Raw genomic sequence first — 15,542 nt, 5'->3', positions numbered from 1 at the left:
TTACAGACGCCCGCGGGTCGTATTGATCCGGGTCAGTCAAATCACCGAATCACTGTCCGTGGCCTTCAAATGCCGGCGACCGTCCACCGCACCTGCTACGGTCAATGCATCGGCTTCTGCTTCGGTGATGTAGATGTGCTGGCCGTTGATATCGACTGCCGACATTGCTTTCTCGGGGTCGGTGACGATGGTCACATCCGGGCACAGGCGGATTTCCTCGCCGTTCTCGGTGGTGAAAAAGCAGGTCTTGTTTTCGATGCGCACTGTCATGGAGAGGTCCTTTTTTCTGCGGGTTATACAAGGTTAGGGCTCAACAGGCGGCCATCGTTCTGTGCAACCGATTAATGGTCGGCGCGGTCCATCCTCTATCGATCATTTACAGGGAATGCACCATGGACGCCTGGTGGCATGAAGTTTGGGTGACGCTGCAAGCGGAGTTCGCTGACATTGGCGATGCCTCACAACTGACACGTATCACGGTAAGACTGCTGATGGCCGCCGTGTTGGGCGGGATTCTCGGTTTTGAACGCGAGCACAAGGGCAAGGCCGCCGGTGTGCGTACGCACATGCTGGTGGCGCTCGGTGCCGCGCTGTTTGTGTTGGTGCCGCAGATGTCCGGCTCTCAGGCCGATGCCATGAGTCGCGTGGTGCAAGGGGTGATCGCCGGGATCGGCTTCCTCGGTGCCGGGACCATCCTTAAAAACCAGGAAGGCGATGAGGGCCACGTGAAAGGCCTGACCACCGCCGCCGGGTTGTGGTTGACAGCGGCGATTGGTGTTTCCGCCGGGTTGGGGCGTGAGGCGACGGCGGTGTTCAGTACGTTGCTGGCGTTGGCGATTTTCAGTGTGATGCCGAGGATCGTTAAGTTGCTTGAGAAAAACGAGCAGGAAGATAAACCCTGACGGACGGCGCATTTGTGGCGGAGTAGCTTGTGTGGGGAGGGAGCTTGCTCCCGCTGGGGTGAGAAGCTCCTCCAAAAAATCACGACCGCTGCGCAGCCGAAGGGGATGGTGCGGCGTTCCGACAAGCTCCCTCGCCACTTTACTCGGGGGCAACGATCACCGGCGGCATCGTCTCCGGCGGATCTTCCCGCGGCGGCGGGGTAGTCCCCGGCGGCTCCTGCTCGGGCACCGGCGGCGGCTCGGTGGGAGGAATCGTCGGGGTGTCGATGTTTGGATCGGGTGTTTCAGCCGGGATTGGAATACTCATCGTTGAAGCCTCCAGTGGCAGATGGCGCAAGTCGTGCTTAAGTGGATTGACCTCTTTGCATACGAATTGATTCCACCGCAGATGCGGGCAAATCCACGTGAACTTTACCGAAGCCTGTCGCTCGGAACCTAAGTGAGTTCATTCCGGGGCCGCTGGCCTTGCGCGAACGACGATCAGGTACAAGAGCGTCCATGGGGCGTAAAGGAGAGATGCTCGATGACTGCAGAAAAACCGACAGAGCTGAACTACAACCCTCATATGCCGTTGTCGCAGGCCTTGTTGCTGCCGCGCATCGCCATTGAAAACACCATGCCGACCCTGGATGGCGGGCAATTCGCCGCTAAAGCCGTGATCGGGCAAGACGTGGTGGTCACGAGTAAAGTCTTCGCCGACGGGCACGACAAACTGGCCGTGCGGGTTCGCTGGCGCGCTGCCGATGATGACGCCTGGCAAAGCGAAGTCATGGGTGAGCTGGGCAATAACGGGTATCAAGGCCAATTCCGCGTCTCGCGTCAGGGCCGTTATGTGTTCTGCATCGAGGCCTGGATCGATCAGTTCGCCAGCTTCTGCTATGAGCTGGAGAAGAAGCACTCGGCCCGTGTGCCCGTCAGTCTTGAGCTGCAGGAAGGTCGCACCCTGGTTCAACAGGCAGCCGAACGCTCCGAAGGCCAACTGAGTGAAGGGCTGGCAGCGCTGCACCACGAACTGGCCGGGTTGCTCGAAATCGAGCAGGTGGCGCTGTTTCTGCACCAGCGCAGCGCCGACCTGATGTCTCAGGCCGATCACCGCGCCTATTTGAGCTTCAGCCCCGAGTATCCGCTGGACGTCGAACGTGAGATCGCCCAGTTCGCCAGTTGGTATGAGTTGTTTCCGCGCTCGATCACCGACGATCCGGCCCGTCATGGCACATTTAACGACGTGCATTCGCGGCTGCCGATGATTCAGGACATGGGGTTTGATGTGCTGTACTTTCCGCCGATCCACCCGATCGGACGCAGCTACCGCAAAGGCCCGAACAACTCCCTCACCGCCGGCCCCGACGATCCAGGCAGCCCGTATGCCATCGGCAGTGAAGAGGGCGGGCATGAGGCGATTCACTCGGAACTGGGCACCCGCGAAGACTTCCGTCGGTTGGTAGCCGCAGCAGCCGACCATGGCCTGGAAATCGCACTCGACTTCGCCATTCAGTGTTCCCAGGATCATCCGTGGCTCAAACAGCATCCCGGCTGGTTCAACTGGCGCCCGGACGGCACGATCAAATACGCCGAGAACCCGCCGAAGAAATATCAGGATATCGTCAACGTCGACTTCTATGCCGCTGACGCGATCCCCAGCCTCTGGGTCGAATTGCGCGACATCGTGGTCGGCTGGGTCGAGGAGGGCGTGAAGATCTTTCGCGTCGACAACCCGCACACTAAACCGCTGCCGTTCTGGCAGTGGCTGATCGCCGATGTGCGGGCGCTGTACCCGGAAGTGATCTTCCTCGCCGAAGCCTTCACCACGCCGGCGATGATGGCGCGCCTGGGCAAGGTCGGTTATTCGCAGAGCTACACCTACTTCACCTGGCGCAACACCAAGTACGAACTGTCGACGTACTTCACCGAGTTGAACGAGTCGCCGTGGCGCGAATGCTACCGGCCGAATTTCTTCGTCAATACACCGGACATCAACCCGGCGTTTCTGCACGAGTCCGGACGCGCCGGCTTTCTGATCCGTGCGGCCCTGGCAACCATGGGCTCCGGGCTGTGGGGCATGTATTCAGGTTTCGAGCTTTGTGAAGCCGCACCCGTGCCTGGGAAGGAGGAATACTTCAACTCCGAGAAGTACGAAATCCGCCCCAGGGACTTCAACGCGCCGGGCAACATCATTGCCGAGATCGCGCAGCTCAACCGCATTCGCCGGCAGAACCCTGCGTTGCACACGCATCTGGGCCTGAAGGTCTACAACGCCTGGAACGACAACATCCTGTATTTCGGCAAACGCAGCGAGGATGGCAGCAACTTCATTCTGGTCGCGGTCAGCCTCGATCCGCATAACGTTCAGGAAGCGAATTTCGAGTTACCGCTGTGGGAAATGGGGTTGCCCGACGACGCCAGTACTCAGGGCGAGGACTTGATGAGCGGCCATCGCTGGACGTGGCACGGCAAGTACCAATTCATGCGGATCGACCCGGCGCATCAACCGTTCGGCATCTGGCGGATCACTGTCTAGACAGGCTGCCCGCTCTTCTGGTGAGGGAGCTTGCTCCTGCTCGGCTGCGAAGCAGTCGTAAGTCCTGTGGATGCGGTTTGTCAGAACGAAAGCAGGGGCCGCTTCGCAGCCCAGCGGGAGCACGCGCCCTCGCCACAAAAGAGCCTTCTTCTGCAGCCCGTGTGCTTCAGCGGGGGCTTTATTGAATTCAACAGGAGTTTCAAATGGCGAAGAAACCCAAGGCTGCCACCTTTATCAAGGACCCGCTCTGGTACAAGGACGCAGTGATTTACCAGGTTCACGTTAAGTCTTTTTTCGACTCCAACAATGACGGGATCGGCGACTTTCCCGGCCTCATCGCCAAACTCGATTACATCGCCGACCTTGGCGTCAACACCATCTGGCTCCTGCCGTTCTACCCGTCGCCCCGGCGCGACGATGGCTACGACATTGCCGAATACCGTGGCGTGCATCCCGATTACGGCACCATGGCCGACGCCAGGCGCTTTATTTCTGAAGCCCACAAACGTGGCTTGCGGGTCATCACCGAACTGGTCATCAACCACACCTCGGACCAGCACGCCTGGTTCCAGCGGGCGCGAAAAGCCAAACCCGGTTCGGCGGCGCGGGACTTTTACGTCTGGTCCGATGACGATCAAAAATATGACGGCACCCGCATCATCTTTCTCGACACCGAAAAGTCCAACTGGACCTGGGACCCGGTCGCCGGCCAGTACTTCTGGCACCGTTTCTATTCGCACCAGCCGGACCTGAATTTCGATAACCCGCAAGTCATGAAAGCCGTGCTGTCGGTGATGCGCTACTGGCTCGACATGGGCATCGACGGTTTGCGGCTGGATGCGATTCCGTACCTGATCGAACGGGACGGCACCAACAATGAAAACCTGCCCGAGACCCACGACGTCCTCAAGCAGATCCGCGCCGAAATCGACGCCAATTACCCAGATCGCATGCTGCTCGCCGAAGCCAACCAATGGCCGGAAGATACGCAGCTGTACTTTGGTGACACCGATAAAAAAGGCCTCAACGGCGACGAATGCCACATGGCCTTCCACTTCCCGTTGATGCCGCGCATGTACATGGCGCTGGCCCAGGAAGACCGCTTCCCGATCACCGACATTCTGCGCCAGACCCCGGAGATCCCGGCCAACTGCCAGTGGGCCATTTTCCTGCGCAATCACGATGAGCTGACCCTGGAGATGGTCACCGACAAGGAGCGTGACTACCTGTGGAACTACTACGCGGCCGACCGTCGGGCGCGGATCAACCTGGGGATTCGCCGGCGCCTGGCACCGTTGATGGAACGCGACCGTCGCCGTGTGGAGCTGCTGAACAGTCTGTTGCTGTCGATGCCCGGCACGCCGACCCTGTATTACGGTGATGAAATCGGCATGGGCGACAACATCTACCTTGGTGACCGCGATGGCGTGCGCACGCCTATGCAATGGTCGATCGACCGTAACGGCGGCTTCTCCCGCGCCGATCCGGCCAGCCTGGTGCTGCCACCGATCATGGACCCGCAATACGGTTACCTGTCGGTCAACGTCGAAACCCAGGCGGGCGATCCGCATTCATTGTTGAACTGGACCCGGCGCATGCTCGCCGTGCGCAAGCAATCCAAGGCGTTCGGACGCGGCACACTGAAAATGCTGTCGCCGAGCAACCGACGGATTCTGGCTTACACCCGTGAATTCACCGGGGCAGATGGCAAGCACGAGATCATTCTGTGTGTGGCTAACGTGTCCCGCAGTGCACAAGCGGCAGAACTGGACCTGTCGGCCTACGTCGGCATGGTGCCGGTCGAGATGCTGGGCGGTAACGCGTTCCCGCCGATCGGCCAGTTGAATTTTCTCCTGACCCTGGCGCCTTACGGTTTTTACTGGTTCGGACTCGCAGCGGAGAATCAAATGCCTAGCTGGCACGTAGAACCGGCGCAAAGCCTGCCGGACTTCACCACCCTGGTGCTGAAAAAGCGCATGGAAGAACTGCTCGAAGCGCCGTCTCGCGGCACGCTGGAACAGGGCATCCTGCCTAACTGGTTACAAAACCGGCGCTGGTTCGCCGGCAAGGATGCGGCCATTGACAAGGTCAACCTGGCCTATGGCGTGCGCTTCGGTGATGCGTTGCATCCGGTGCTGCTGAGTGAAATCGAAGTCACCAGCGGCGGTCAGACCAGCCGTTACCAATTGCCGTTCGGCTTCATTGCGGATGATCAGGTGGGCCCCGCGTTGCCGCAGCAACTGGCGCTGTCTCGGGTGCGACGAGGTCCGCAAGTGGGCTTGATCACGGATGCGTTCAGCCTCGAAAACTTCATCCGTGCGGTGCTGCAAGGCATGCAGGACAACACTGTGCTGCCGTCCGATGGCGGCGAGATTCGCTTCGAACCGACTGCCGAGTTGGCGAAGCTGGGCCTGAGCGCTGAATCGGAAGTGCGCTATCTGTCGGCCGAGCAGTCCAACAGCTCGGTGGTGATCGGCAGCAGCCTGGTGCTCAAGCTGATCCGCAAGGTGGCCTCAGGCGTTCACCCGGAATTGGAAATGAGCGCGTACCTGACCGATGCGGGTTTCGCCAATATCTCTCCATTGCTGGGGTCGGTGGTCCGTCGCGATGCCAAGGGCGAAGACAACCTGCTGATGATCGCCCAAGGCTATCTGAGCAATCAGGGCGATGCATGGGAATGGACGCAGAACAACCTCGAACGAGCATTGCGCGACGAACTCGCCGATGCCATGTCCGAGCAGGAGCAGCATTACAACGCCCTCGGCGAACTGCGCGACTTCGCCGGGATGCTCGGTCAGCGTCTGGGGGAAATGCATCAGGTGCTGGCAGCGCCCACGGACAACCCGGACTTCGCCCCGCAAGTCACCACGCAAAAAGATGCCCTGGCTTCGGCCAAGGATGTCGCCGCGCAACTGGAACACGCGCTGAAGTTGCTCAAGCAGCATCAAAACGAACTGAACCCGGCGGACAAAACCCTGGTCACTCGTTTACTGGACAACAAAAAAGCCATCCTCAGCCACGTCCAGGAACTGGGCAAAAAGGCGACCGGTGGGTTGCGGATTCGCGTCCATGGCGACTTGCACCTGGGGCAAGTGTTGGTGATCAAGGGCGATGCCTACCTGATCGACTTCGAAGGCGAACCGGCGCGGCCCCTGGCCGAAAGGCGCGGCAAGCACAGCCCCTACAAGGATGTCAGCGGCGTCTTGCGCTCGTTCGACTACGCGGCGGCTATGGCCATCAACGTGCACAACGTCGATAACACCACCGATGCCCGGGCAGCCCGGCTGCGGGTATCGGAACGCTATTTAAATGAAGCGAAACAGGCATTTGTCGACGCTTATCGGCTGGCGGCAGCTAGTCTTGCTCATGCGTGGCAAGATCCGGAAGGCGAGGACGCCGCGCTGGCGTTGTTCGGTCTGGAAAAAGCGGCGTACGAGGTGGCCTATGAAGCAGAAAATCGGCCCACCTGGTTGCCCGTGCCATTGCACGGTTTATATGGATTATTGAGTGGGCTTAAACCCTTTTCCGATCTTGGTGGAGAGTAGTCATGAGTTTCTCGAACAAGGAACAGGGTCACGCTAAAGAGGCGTTACTGCCCAGATCGCGGGACATCGACGCGCTGGTACGCGCCCAGCATCAAGACCCCTTTGCAATTCTCGGCCCCCATGGCGATGGCGCTGGCGGGCAATTCATTCGGGCCTACCTGCCTGACGCGTTGAGCGTACAGGTGTTGGCCAAGGATTCCGGGGAGGAACTCGGCGCCCTTGAGGCCACCGAAACGCCCGGGCTGTTTGTCGGGCATTTCGATCGGGCGCAGCCGTATGTGCTGCGCATGCGTTGGGCGGGCGGCGAACAGGTTTCCGAAGACCCTTACAGCTTCGGTCCGTTGCTCGGTGAAATGGACTTGTACCTGTTCGCTGAAGGCAATCACCGTGACTTGAGCAGTTGCCTGGGTGCGCAGCTGAAAAACGTCGACGGTGTCGACGGCGTGCGTTTCGCCGTGTGGGCTCCGAACGCCAAACGGGTGTCGGTGGTCGGCGACTTCAATAACTGGGATGGCCGTCGGCACCCGATGCGCCTGCGTCACCCGACCGGCGTCTGGGAACTGTTCATCCCGCGCCTGCAGGCAGGCGAGGCTTACAAATACGAGATCCTCGGCACCCACGGCATTCTGCCGCTCAAGGCCGATCCGATGGCCCTGGCCACCACGCTGCCGCCGGACACTGCGTCGAAAGTCGCCTCTCCCTTGAGCATCGAGTGGCAGGATCACGAGTGGATGCAGGCTCGCGTCGAGCGTTCAAAACCGAGCGCGCCGCTGTCGATCTACGAATTGCACGCCGGTTCCTGGCAGTGCGAGCTGGACGATCTGGGCGAAGTGGCGCGCCAGTACTCCTGGCATGAGCTGGGCGAACGCTTGATTCCGTACGTCAAGGAACTGGGGTTCACCCACATTGAACTGATGCCGATCATGGAACATCCGTTCGGCGGCTCATGGGGCTATCAACTGCTCTCACAGTTTGCCCCGAGCGCCCGTTACGGTTCGCCGGATGATTTCGCAGCGTTCGTCAACGCCTGCCACCTGGCCGATATCGGCGTCATTCTCGATTGGGTCCCGGCGCATTTTCCGACCGATACTCACGGCCTGGCGCAATTCGACGGCACCGCGCTGTACGAATACGGTAACCCGCAGGAAGGCTTCCACCAGGATTGGGACACGCTGATCTACAACCTCGGTCGCACCGAAGTGCACGGCTACATGCTGGCCTCTGGGCTGCACTGGCTCAAGCATTTCCACGTCGACGGCCTGCGCGTCGATGCGGTGGCGTCGATGCTGTACCGCGATTACTCGCGCAAGGCCGGCGAGTGGGTGCCGAACCGTCACGGCGGTCGGGAAAACCTTGAAGCGATCGACTTCCTGCGTCACCTCAACGATGTGGTCAACCTCGAAGCGCCCGGCGCGCTGGTGATCGCCGAAGAGTCCACGGCGTGGCCTGGCGTCAGCCAAAGTACGCAGCAGGGTGGCCTGGGTTTCGACTACAAATGGAACATGGGCTGGATGCACGATTCGCTGCACTACATCCAGCAAGATCCGGTGTACCGCGCCCATCACCACAACGAACTGAGTTTCGGCCTGGTGTATGCCTGGTCCGAACGCTTCATCCTGCCGATCTCCCACGACGAAGTGGTTCACGGCAAACACTCGCTGATAGACAAAATGCCCGGTGACCGCTGGCAGAAATTCGCCAACCTGCGGGCTTACCTGAGCTTCATGTGGGCACATCCGGGCAAGAAACTGTTGTTCATGGGCTGCGAATTTGGCCAGTGGCGCGAGTGGAACCACGATCAGCAGCTGGATTGGTACTTGCTGCAGTATTCGGAACACAAAGGCGTGCAGAAACTCGTCGGCGACCTGAACCGGTTGTACCGCGAAGAACCCGCCTTGCACGACCAGGACGACGCCCCACAAGGGTTCCAGTGGTTGATCGGCGATGATGCGATCAACAGCGTTTATGCGTTTATGCGCTGGAGCAAGGACGGCCGGCCGGTGTTAGTGGTGGCCAACTTTACGCCGGTGCCGCGTGAGGGCTATCGGATTGGCGTACCGTTTGCCGGGCGCTGGACTGAGGTGATCAACAGTGATGCGGCGATGTATGCCGGGTCGAATTACGGGAACAGCGGCGGGGCGTTTACCGAGGAAGAGGCGAGTCATGGGCAGGCGCTTTCCTTGGTGTTGAATTTGCCGCCGTTGGCGGTGTTGATGTTGAGGCCGGAGGGATAAGCAGCGTAATAAGTCAGGGGGCCGGCCCCAGATATGTTTCTGGAGCCGGTCGCCTATTATTTTATAGTGATAGGAATTCCGGGGTTTGCAATTTTTATTCTGTCAGCTGCTTCCTGAAGAAAGTCTGGAAGTACCGGCTTTCCATCTGATAGTCGTATATCTTGCTGTGGCAATATAAATATTTCTTCTACTGAAATGGCCCCCGTATTTGGGAAACCAGGATGTATTGAGATATCCTTTCGCCCCACAATAAGAACTTCATTCCAATCGCCGCCGCACTCACTTTGATCTTTGATTAGCTGCTCTGGAGAAACAATTTGGTAATAAGTGTTCAGTTCTGATTTTTCTCCATTGAATTTTGTTTGTCCGTTATGGAATGCTTTGGCAAGACTGCCTTTTTCTTCGGTAGTCTTTGCGTTTCGGCCCGTTTGATTAGGAAAACCGTTATCGAACGGGATGGTTCCTATGATGTTTGCTGCTGGTACTCTAAGTTTAAAAGCAATTTCTCCGAAAGTAATTCTTTTGGATTGGGTGTAATGCTCCGAAGTATTTTCTGGCGAATCAAAGGTCATACCCTCGAATCCACTTAATTGTGTTTTAATATTTTTTGAATAGGTGGCTGTGCTTCGATCGCTAAGCTTTATTAAGCTAGCGCTTATAATATCCCAGCTTGAAAATAACGATGCTGCGCTCTGTGAGAGTAACTCGCTGTTTTTGTGTGATTCCAGATCCAGTCTTAATGTGTGAACCAATAATAATTCATTGGGTAAAATATTCCACTCTCCTAGGTGTTTAAGGTTTTCTGCGTGGAATTTCTGTTTGTTTTTATGCATGGTTGCGAGCTTGTTTTTTGCGGCCTTCATGTTTTTAGATTTTATGGGGGGTGTTGCTTTGACTTTGGAGCCGCATAGTCCACGGGCATCCTGATAGTTAATCAGGTTGTTATAAACCATCAAAAACAAATTCATCCCGTCTATGTATCCCATCGGATCAGGATTGATCCACCGCTGCAACCATGGCGTGTAATAGCGGAATCCGTAGTAATAGAGCCCTGTTGCATCCCGTTCTTTGCCGGAGTAGCGCACGGTTTTGTAGTTGGCCTCGGTCGCATTTCGACCGGCCCAATACGCCGTGCCACCAAACGAGTAATAGCATTCCTGGCTGATCAGGTTGGCGTTTTGATCCAGCTCCAGTGCGCTGGATTTCAGGTGGTCGTTGAGGCCGTAACGCACCTGGTCCTGAGTCATTGGGTCGGGTGGTGCCGACACCCAATGCAGCACCTGCACGCTGTTGCTGCCGGCGTTGGCGGTGATGACATGGAGGATTTCCCCAGTGCCGCTGTGACGGCGGATTTCCAGGCCGGGCAGGTAACGCACCTCACGAGTGACGCTACGGGCATTGGTCTGGCTTGAGTGTACTTTGCGCACGCGTTGACCGCCGCCGTCGTAGAAATAGCATTCACAGTCATCTTCTTTATCTTCGCGCACGACGGGACAGACTTTCCTGAGTTGGTTGCGCAGATCCCAACTTAGCAGCTGGCCGGCTTGCAATTCACACAGATTGCCGTTGGCATCGAAACCGTTGGCCAGTTCTTCCTCGGTCGGTGGCCGGTTGTCGCGCTCGGGCAGGCAGCGGTTGCTGTAACGTGCTCGGGTCAAGGTGCGGCCATGGGCTTGCGCGCCGACGTGCACCAGGTCCAGCAGGTTGCCACCCGCGTCGTAATAAAAGGTTTGCGTGTAGTTGGCGATCTGGCCGGGATCGGGCGGCAAGGGTTGAAAGTCGGGCAGGGCGGGGCCGCCGCGTCCGGATTGGGCCTCACAACCAGTGGCGTAGATCAACTGGTAAAGCGTGTCGTAGCGGTAGGTCTTGATTGGGTCGATGCGCTGATTGTTGAAGTAGCGGATCGGTTGCGCGGCATCCTCGATGCTCAGGACATTGCCCACGGGGTCGTAGAGATATTTGAGGATCTGCATCGGCGTGCCATCGGCTTTGTGGGCGCTCAGTTGCGTCAGCCTGCCGTTGGCCTCGTCGTAGTGGCGGCGGGTGATGACGCCGTTGCCGGCGGTTTCCGTTTCGAGCTGGCCGGTGGCGTTGTAACGGAGATCGCTGACCAGCAGCTTTTCGGTCTGACTGTCGCCGGCGAGGGTCAGCCGGGTGTTTTTCAGTTGGCCATCGATTGTGTAGGTGAACGCCTGGCGGTTACCCAAGGCGTCGGTTTGGCTCCACGGCTCACTGTTGGCGGAATAGGCATTCAATGTCGTCGCACCGTCGCCAGATTCGAGCAGTGCCTCTCGCTCGGCAACCTCCAGCGGCCAGTCAGGCGCCTCGGTGTCGCGTAAAAAGTGCCGGGTGTGGCTCAGCCCGCCACCGGCAAGACTCTGGTCATGCACATGAACCGTGCCCGCCGGGTCGTCGTGGCGAATCAGCAGGCCGCACAGGTTGTGCGCGGCGACCTCTGCACTGGCATCGGCATAGGTGAAACGCTCCAGCGTGTGCTCGGCGACGTCCTGTCCCCATTCACGGATGGCCGTCGGGCGCAGCAGTTCATCGTATTGCGTCAGTAAGTGGCTGCCGCGACCGTCCCACCTCTCCAGGCTCTGCCCGGCTTCACCCTGCAGACCAACGCGCCATCCGGCGTCCACGCTGTCGGTCGCCAACGCGACGCCGGACAGGCTCATGGTCTGCCTCAGGTTGAACGGCGTCGTCTCATCAGTCTTCGCCAGGTCGAACAGATACGGATCACGGCTGGCCACCAACCGTCCAACCGCATCGAAACGTTGTTCGGTTACCCGCGTATCAATCGGGTCATCCACCTCACGCCGGTGAAACTGCACGTCCCGCACCACCAGCCCACGCGCTTCCGACACCCGAAGGGTCGGTGTGCCGGTGTGCGCGTTGGTGAAGATTCCAGTAGGCATCCGTGCTGGCCTTGATCAATGTGGACTGCACATCACAATGCACGACCTTCACACGGCTGCCTACTGTAAGAAGTAACAGGTCGAGGAGCATGGCCAGGACGACGCGCGGCAAGGGTTCCAGTGTTGATCGGTGATGATGCGATCAACAGCGTTTATGCGCTGGAGCAAGGACGGCCGGCCGGTGTTAGTGGTGGCCAACTTTACGCCGGTGCCGCGTGAGGGCTATCGGATTGGCGTACCGTTTGCCGGGCGCTGGACTGAGGTGATCAACAGTGATGCGGCGATGTATGCCGGGTCGAATTACGGAAACAGCGGCGGGGCGTTTACCGAGGAAGAGGCGAGCCATGGCCAAGCGTTGTCGTTGGTGTTGAATTTGCCGCCGTTGGCGGTGTTGATGTTGCGGCCGGAGGGTTGATGGGCATGTAGCTATAAAGGGTGCTGAGTGTATGTTGAAGCGCAAAAACAGGCGAGCGATATCAGTCTGGTGATTTCGGTATATGCCAATGCCCAGTGCCTGTTTGGTTTTAATTAACGAGGCATGGGGATGCGGTTTCCCGTATGACCTCGCACTTCTGTTAGTTTGATAATAACTCTGCCTTCTTTTTCGGTGCTATAACCGACGGCGGTCACTTTGAAGTCTGCATAAGGCGTAAATACGAGGGTTTTTACGGTCGACGCAGAATAATTTGAAACTACGTTTGCGGCACTAAATCCAGATATTATAAAAAGAACAGCTGACTCACTGCGTATAAAATCTACGGCTGTTTCTTTTTCTTTGGCGACGGAAAGAAAACTCTTTGAGTAGACTATGGAACCATCTTCTTGTGCCGTCCTGAATACCTCCAGTGCAGCCGCACTTAAAGATTGTCCTCGAAAATAGGTGCGGGTTGACTCGTTAGTTTGATTGTATAGCTGAGAGCTTATTTGCTTTGTGTCATGAAGATTGAAAACTTTTGCGATTATTTCGATGGATCTTGCAGCTTCTTTTCCGTGCGCCCCCGAAAACTCCTGATCTCCATGGCGATCAGTCAGTTCGCGTATTATTGTTTTTCCGCTGAGTGAAATTTCCTCATTTTTTCTCATGGCCGTGTTGATTGCGTGCGATCCATGAGTGGTTGCGTATATGGCTTTGAATTCTTTCATGTAACTATATTCTTGCGATGGATTGCGTATGAGTTTTTGGTGTGTAGTAACTGTAAGATTGCTCATTTTCTGGGTCAGCGATTCATCGCTGGGAGCCATTCTTTTTTGGACTCGCTTTAGAGCCTTTGCAACAACATCCGGGTCTTCGTCTCTGTGTCTATGGGATAAGTACCTAAATGCCTTCTCTGGACTATCGAGATAGATATCGTGAAATTTGTTGCTATTCATCATTTTGTCCGCTAGCTCGCCCTGCGGCGACAACCCATTGGTGTCAAATAACGCAACTGGATTGTTCCTGACCATACGATAGAAATTGAGACCATCAATCGCCCACGCCGGGTCCGGATTAATCCACCGCTGCAACCACTGCGCGTAATAGCGGAATCCGTAGTAATAAAGCCCTGTGGCATCGCGCTCCTTGCCGGAATAACGCACGGTCTTGTACTTGGCCTCGGTTGCATTTCGTCCAGCCCAATACGCAGTCCCACCGAACGGGTAATACCATTCCTGGCTGATCAGGCCAGCATTTTGATCCAGTTCCCGCGTGCTGGATTTCAGGTGATCGTCAAGGCTGTAACGCACCTGGTCCAAGGCAATTTCATCGGGCGGCTTCGACACCCAATGCAGCACTTGAAGGCTGTTGCTACCGGTGCTGGCGGTGATGACGAGGAGGATTTCCCCGGTGCCGCTGTGACGGCGGATTTCCAGGCCGGGCAGGTAACGTACTTCGCGAATGATCGTGCGCGCGTTGGTTTGACTTGAATTCACCTTGCGCACGCGTTGGCCGTCGCCGTCGTAGATATAGCATTCCCGGTCGTCTTCTTTGTCCTCGCGCACAACGGGGTGGGCTTCTCGCAGTTGGTTACGCAAGTCCCAGAACAGTGACTGACCGGCTTGCAGCTCTCGCAGATTGCCGTTGGCATCGAAGCCGGTGGCCAACTCGTCCTCGGTCGGCGGCCGATTGTCGCGCTGGGGCAAACAGCGGTTGCTGTAGCGGGACCTAGTCAAGGTACGGCCATGAGCTTGGGCGCCAACATGCACCAGATCCAGCAAATTGCCGCCCGCATCGTAATGATAAGTTTGCGTGTAGTTGGCAATCTGACTGGGGTCGGGGGGCAATGGCTGAAAATCGGGCAGGGCGGGGCCGCCGCGGCCGGTTTTGGCCTCACACCCCGTGGCGCAAATCAACTGGTTGAGCGTGTCGTAGCGATAGGTTTTGATCGGCTCAATGCGTTGGTTATTGAAGTAGCGGATCGGTTGCGCGGCATCTTCGATACTCAGCACATTGCCCACCGGGTCATAGAGATAGTTCAGGTCTTGCAGCGGCGTGCCATCGGCTTTGTGGGCGCTGAGTTGCGTCAGCCTGCCGTCGGCCTCGTCGTAGCGGTGGCGGGTGATGACGCCGTTGCCGGCAGTTTCCGTTTCGAGCTGGCCGGTGGCGTTGTAACGGAGATCGCTGACCAGCAGCTTTTCGGTCTGACTGTCGCCGGCGAGGGTCAGCCGGGTGTTTTTCAGTTGGCCATCGATTGTGTAGGTGAACGCCTGGCGGTTACCCAAGGCGTCGGTTTGGCTCCACGGCTCACTGTTGGCGGAATAGGCATTCAATGTCGTCGCACCGTCGCCAGATTCGAGCAGTGCCTCTCGCTCGGCAACCTCCAGCGGCCAGTCGGGCGCCTCGGTGTCGCGTAAAAAGTGCCGGGTGTGGCTCAGCACGCCACCGGCAAGACTCTGGTCATGCACACGAACCGTGCCCGCCGGGTCGTCATGGCGAATCAGCAGGCCGCACAGGTTGTGCGCGGCAGCCTCCGCATTGGCATCGGCATAGGTAAAACGCTCCAGCGTGTGCTCGGCGACGTCCTGTCCCCGCTCTCGGATGGCCGTCGGGCGCAGCAGTTCATCGTATTGCGTCAGTGAGTGGCTGCCGCGACCGTCCCATCTTTCCAGGCTCTGCCCGGCTTCACCCTGCAGGCCAACGCGCCATCCGGCGTCCACGCTGTCGTTCGCCAGCGCGAGGCCGGACAGGCTCATGGTCTGCCTCAGGTTGAACGGCGTCGTCTCATCAGTCTTCGCCAGGTCGAACAGATACGGATCACGGCTGGCCACCAACCGTCCAACCGCATCGAAACGTTGTTCGGTTACCCGCGTATCAATCGGGTCATCCACCTCACGCCGGTGAAACTGCACGTCCCGCACCACCAGCCCACGCGCTTCCGACACCCGAAGGGTCGGTGTGCCGGTGTGCGCGTTGGTGAAGATTCCAGTAGGCATCCGTGCTGGCCTTG

The 15,542-nt window shown here is 58.0% G+C and carries 8 protein-coding genes and 1 pseudogene; 5 read left to right on the top strand and 4 right to left on the bottom strand.

Annotated elements, in window-relative coordinates; genetic code table 11:
* Positions 1-36: 36 nt before the first annotated feature.
* Positions 37-270: a DUF3203 family protein gene (locus ACM1ZW_RS26175; RefSeq protein ID WP_017338492.1), complete on the bottom strand. Its 234-nt coding sequence runs from the start codon at positions 268-270 to the stop codon at positions 37-39.
* 122 nt (positions 271-392) lie between these two features.
* On the opposite strand from ACM1ZW_RS26175, the gene ACM1ZW_RS26170 reads away from it, so the two are divergent.
* The gene (locus ACM1ZW_RS26170) at positions 393-902 is read left to right on the top strand and encodes an MgtC/SapB family protein (protein WP_017338493.1); all 510 of its coding nucleotides are present in this window, start codon (positions 393-395) and stop codon (positions 900-902) included.
* A 139-nt stretch (positions 903-1,041) separates the two neighbouring features.
* Here ACM1ZW_RS26170 and ACM1ZW_RS26165 read toward each other — a convergent pair whose 3' ends face one another.
* A complete protein-coding gene (locus ACM1ZW_RS26165; protein WP_017338494.1) occupies positions 1,042-1,209 on the bottom strand; it encodes a hypothetical protein in 168 nt (55 codons plus the stop codon).
* 216 nt (positions 1,210-1,425) lie between these two features.
* On the opposite strand from ACM1ZW_RS26165, the gene ACM1ZW_RS26160 reads away from it, so the two are divergent.
* The 3 genes from ACM1ZW_RS26160 (at position 1,426) to glgB (ending at position 9,199) form a co-directional block, all read left to right on the top strand.
* Positions 1,426-3,420, top strand: a complete 1,995-nt coding sequence (locus tag ACM1ZW_RS26160; protein WP_416739670.1) for an alpha-1,4-glucan--maltose-1-phosphate maltosyltransferase — start codon at positions 1,426-1,428, stop codon at positions 3,418-3,420.
* A gap of 203 nt (positions 3,421-3,623) precedes the next feature.
* The gene (treS, locus tag ACM1ZW_RS26155; RefSeq protein ID WP_416739669.1) at positions 3,624-6,965 is read left to right on the top strand and encodes a maltose alpha-D-glucosyltransferase; all 3,342 of its coding nucleotides are present in this window, start codon (positions 3,624-3,626) and stop codon (positions 6,963-6,965) included.
* Between the two features lie 2 nt (positions 6,966-6,967).
* Entirely contained in the window at positions 6,968-9,199 is a 2,232-nt protein-coding gene (gene glgB / locus ACM1ZW_RS26150) for a 1,4-alpha-glucan branching protein GlgB (RefSeq protein WP_416739668.1), read from the top strand.
* A 56-nt stretch (positions 9,200-9,255) separates the two neighbouring features.
* Here the strand turns inward: glgB and ACM1ZW_RS26145 are convergent, their stop codons facing one another.
* A complete protein-coding gene (locus tag ACM1ZW_RS26145) occupies positions 9,256-12,117 on the bottom strand; it encodes an RHS repeat domain-containing protein (RefSeq protein ID WP_416739667.1) in 2,862 nt (953 codons plus the stop codon).
* An 88-nt stretch (positions 12,118-12,205) separates the two neighbouring features.
* Here ACM1ZW_RS26145 and ACM1ZW_RS26140 point away from each other — a divergent pair.
* Positions 12,206-12,532, top strand: a pseudogene (locus ACM1ZW_RS26140) (alpha amylase C-terminal domain-containing protein); the annotation flags it as partial.
* A gap of 113 nt (positions 12,533-12,645) precedes the next feature.
* Here the strand turns inward: ACM1ZW_RS26140 and ACM1ZW_RS26135 are convergent.
* The gene (locus ACM1ZW_RS26135; RefSeq protein WP_416739666.1) at positions 12,646-15,528 is read right to left on the bottom strand and encodes an RHS repeat domain-containing protein; all 2,883 of its coding nucleotides are present in this window, start codon (positions 15,526-15,528) and stop codon (positions 12,646-12,648) included.
* Between the last annotated feature and the right edge of the window lie 14 nt (positions 15,529-15,542).

It is taken from the genome of Pseudomonas sp. NFX71 (genome assembly GCF_048079215.1).
GTDB lineage: Bacteria > Pseudomonadota > Gammaproteobacteria > Pseudomonadales > Pseudomonadaceae > Aquipseudomonas > Aquipseudomonas fluorescens_B.
This window is presented reverse-complemented; position numbering and strand designations above follow the sequence as displayed.

Excerpts from the sequence above, each read along its gene's own strand:
- ACM1ZW_RS26175 (WP_017338492.1), bottom strand. The coding sequence starts at position 270 with ATGACAGTGCGCATCGAAAACAAGACCTGCTTTTTCACCACCGAGAAC.
- ACM1ZW_RS26170 (WP_017338493.1), top strand. The coding sequence starts at position 393 with ATGGACGCCTGGTGGCATGAAGTTTGGGTGACGCTGCAAGCGGAGTTC.
- ACM1ZW_RS26165 (WP_017338494.1), bottom strand. The coding sequence starts at position 1,209 with ATGAGTATTCCAATCCCGGCTGAAACACCCGATCCAAACATCGACACC.
- ACM1ZW_RS26160 (WP_416739670.1), top strand. The coding sequence starts at position 1,426 with ATGACTGCAGAAAAACCGACAGAGCTGAACTACAACCCTCATATGCCG.
- treS (WP_416739669.1), top strand. The coding sequence starts at position 3,624 with ATGGCGAAGAAACCCAAGGCTGCCACCTTTATCAAGGACCCGCTCTGG.
- glgB (WP_416739668.1), top strand. The coding sequence starts at position 6,968 with ATGAGTTTCTCGAACAAGGAACAGGGTCACGCTAAAGAGGCGTTACTG.
- ACM1ZW_RS26145 (WP_416739667.1), bottom strand. The coding sequence starts at position 12,117 with ATGCCTACTGGAATCTTCACCAACGCGCACACCGGCACACCGACCCTT.
- ACM1ZW_RS26135 (WP_416739666.1), bottom strand. The coding sequence starts at position 15,528 with ATGCCTACTGGAATCTTCACCAACGCGCACACCGGCACACCGACCCTT.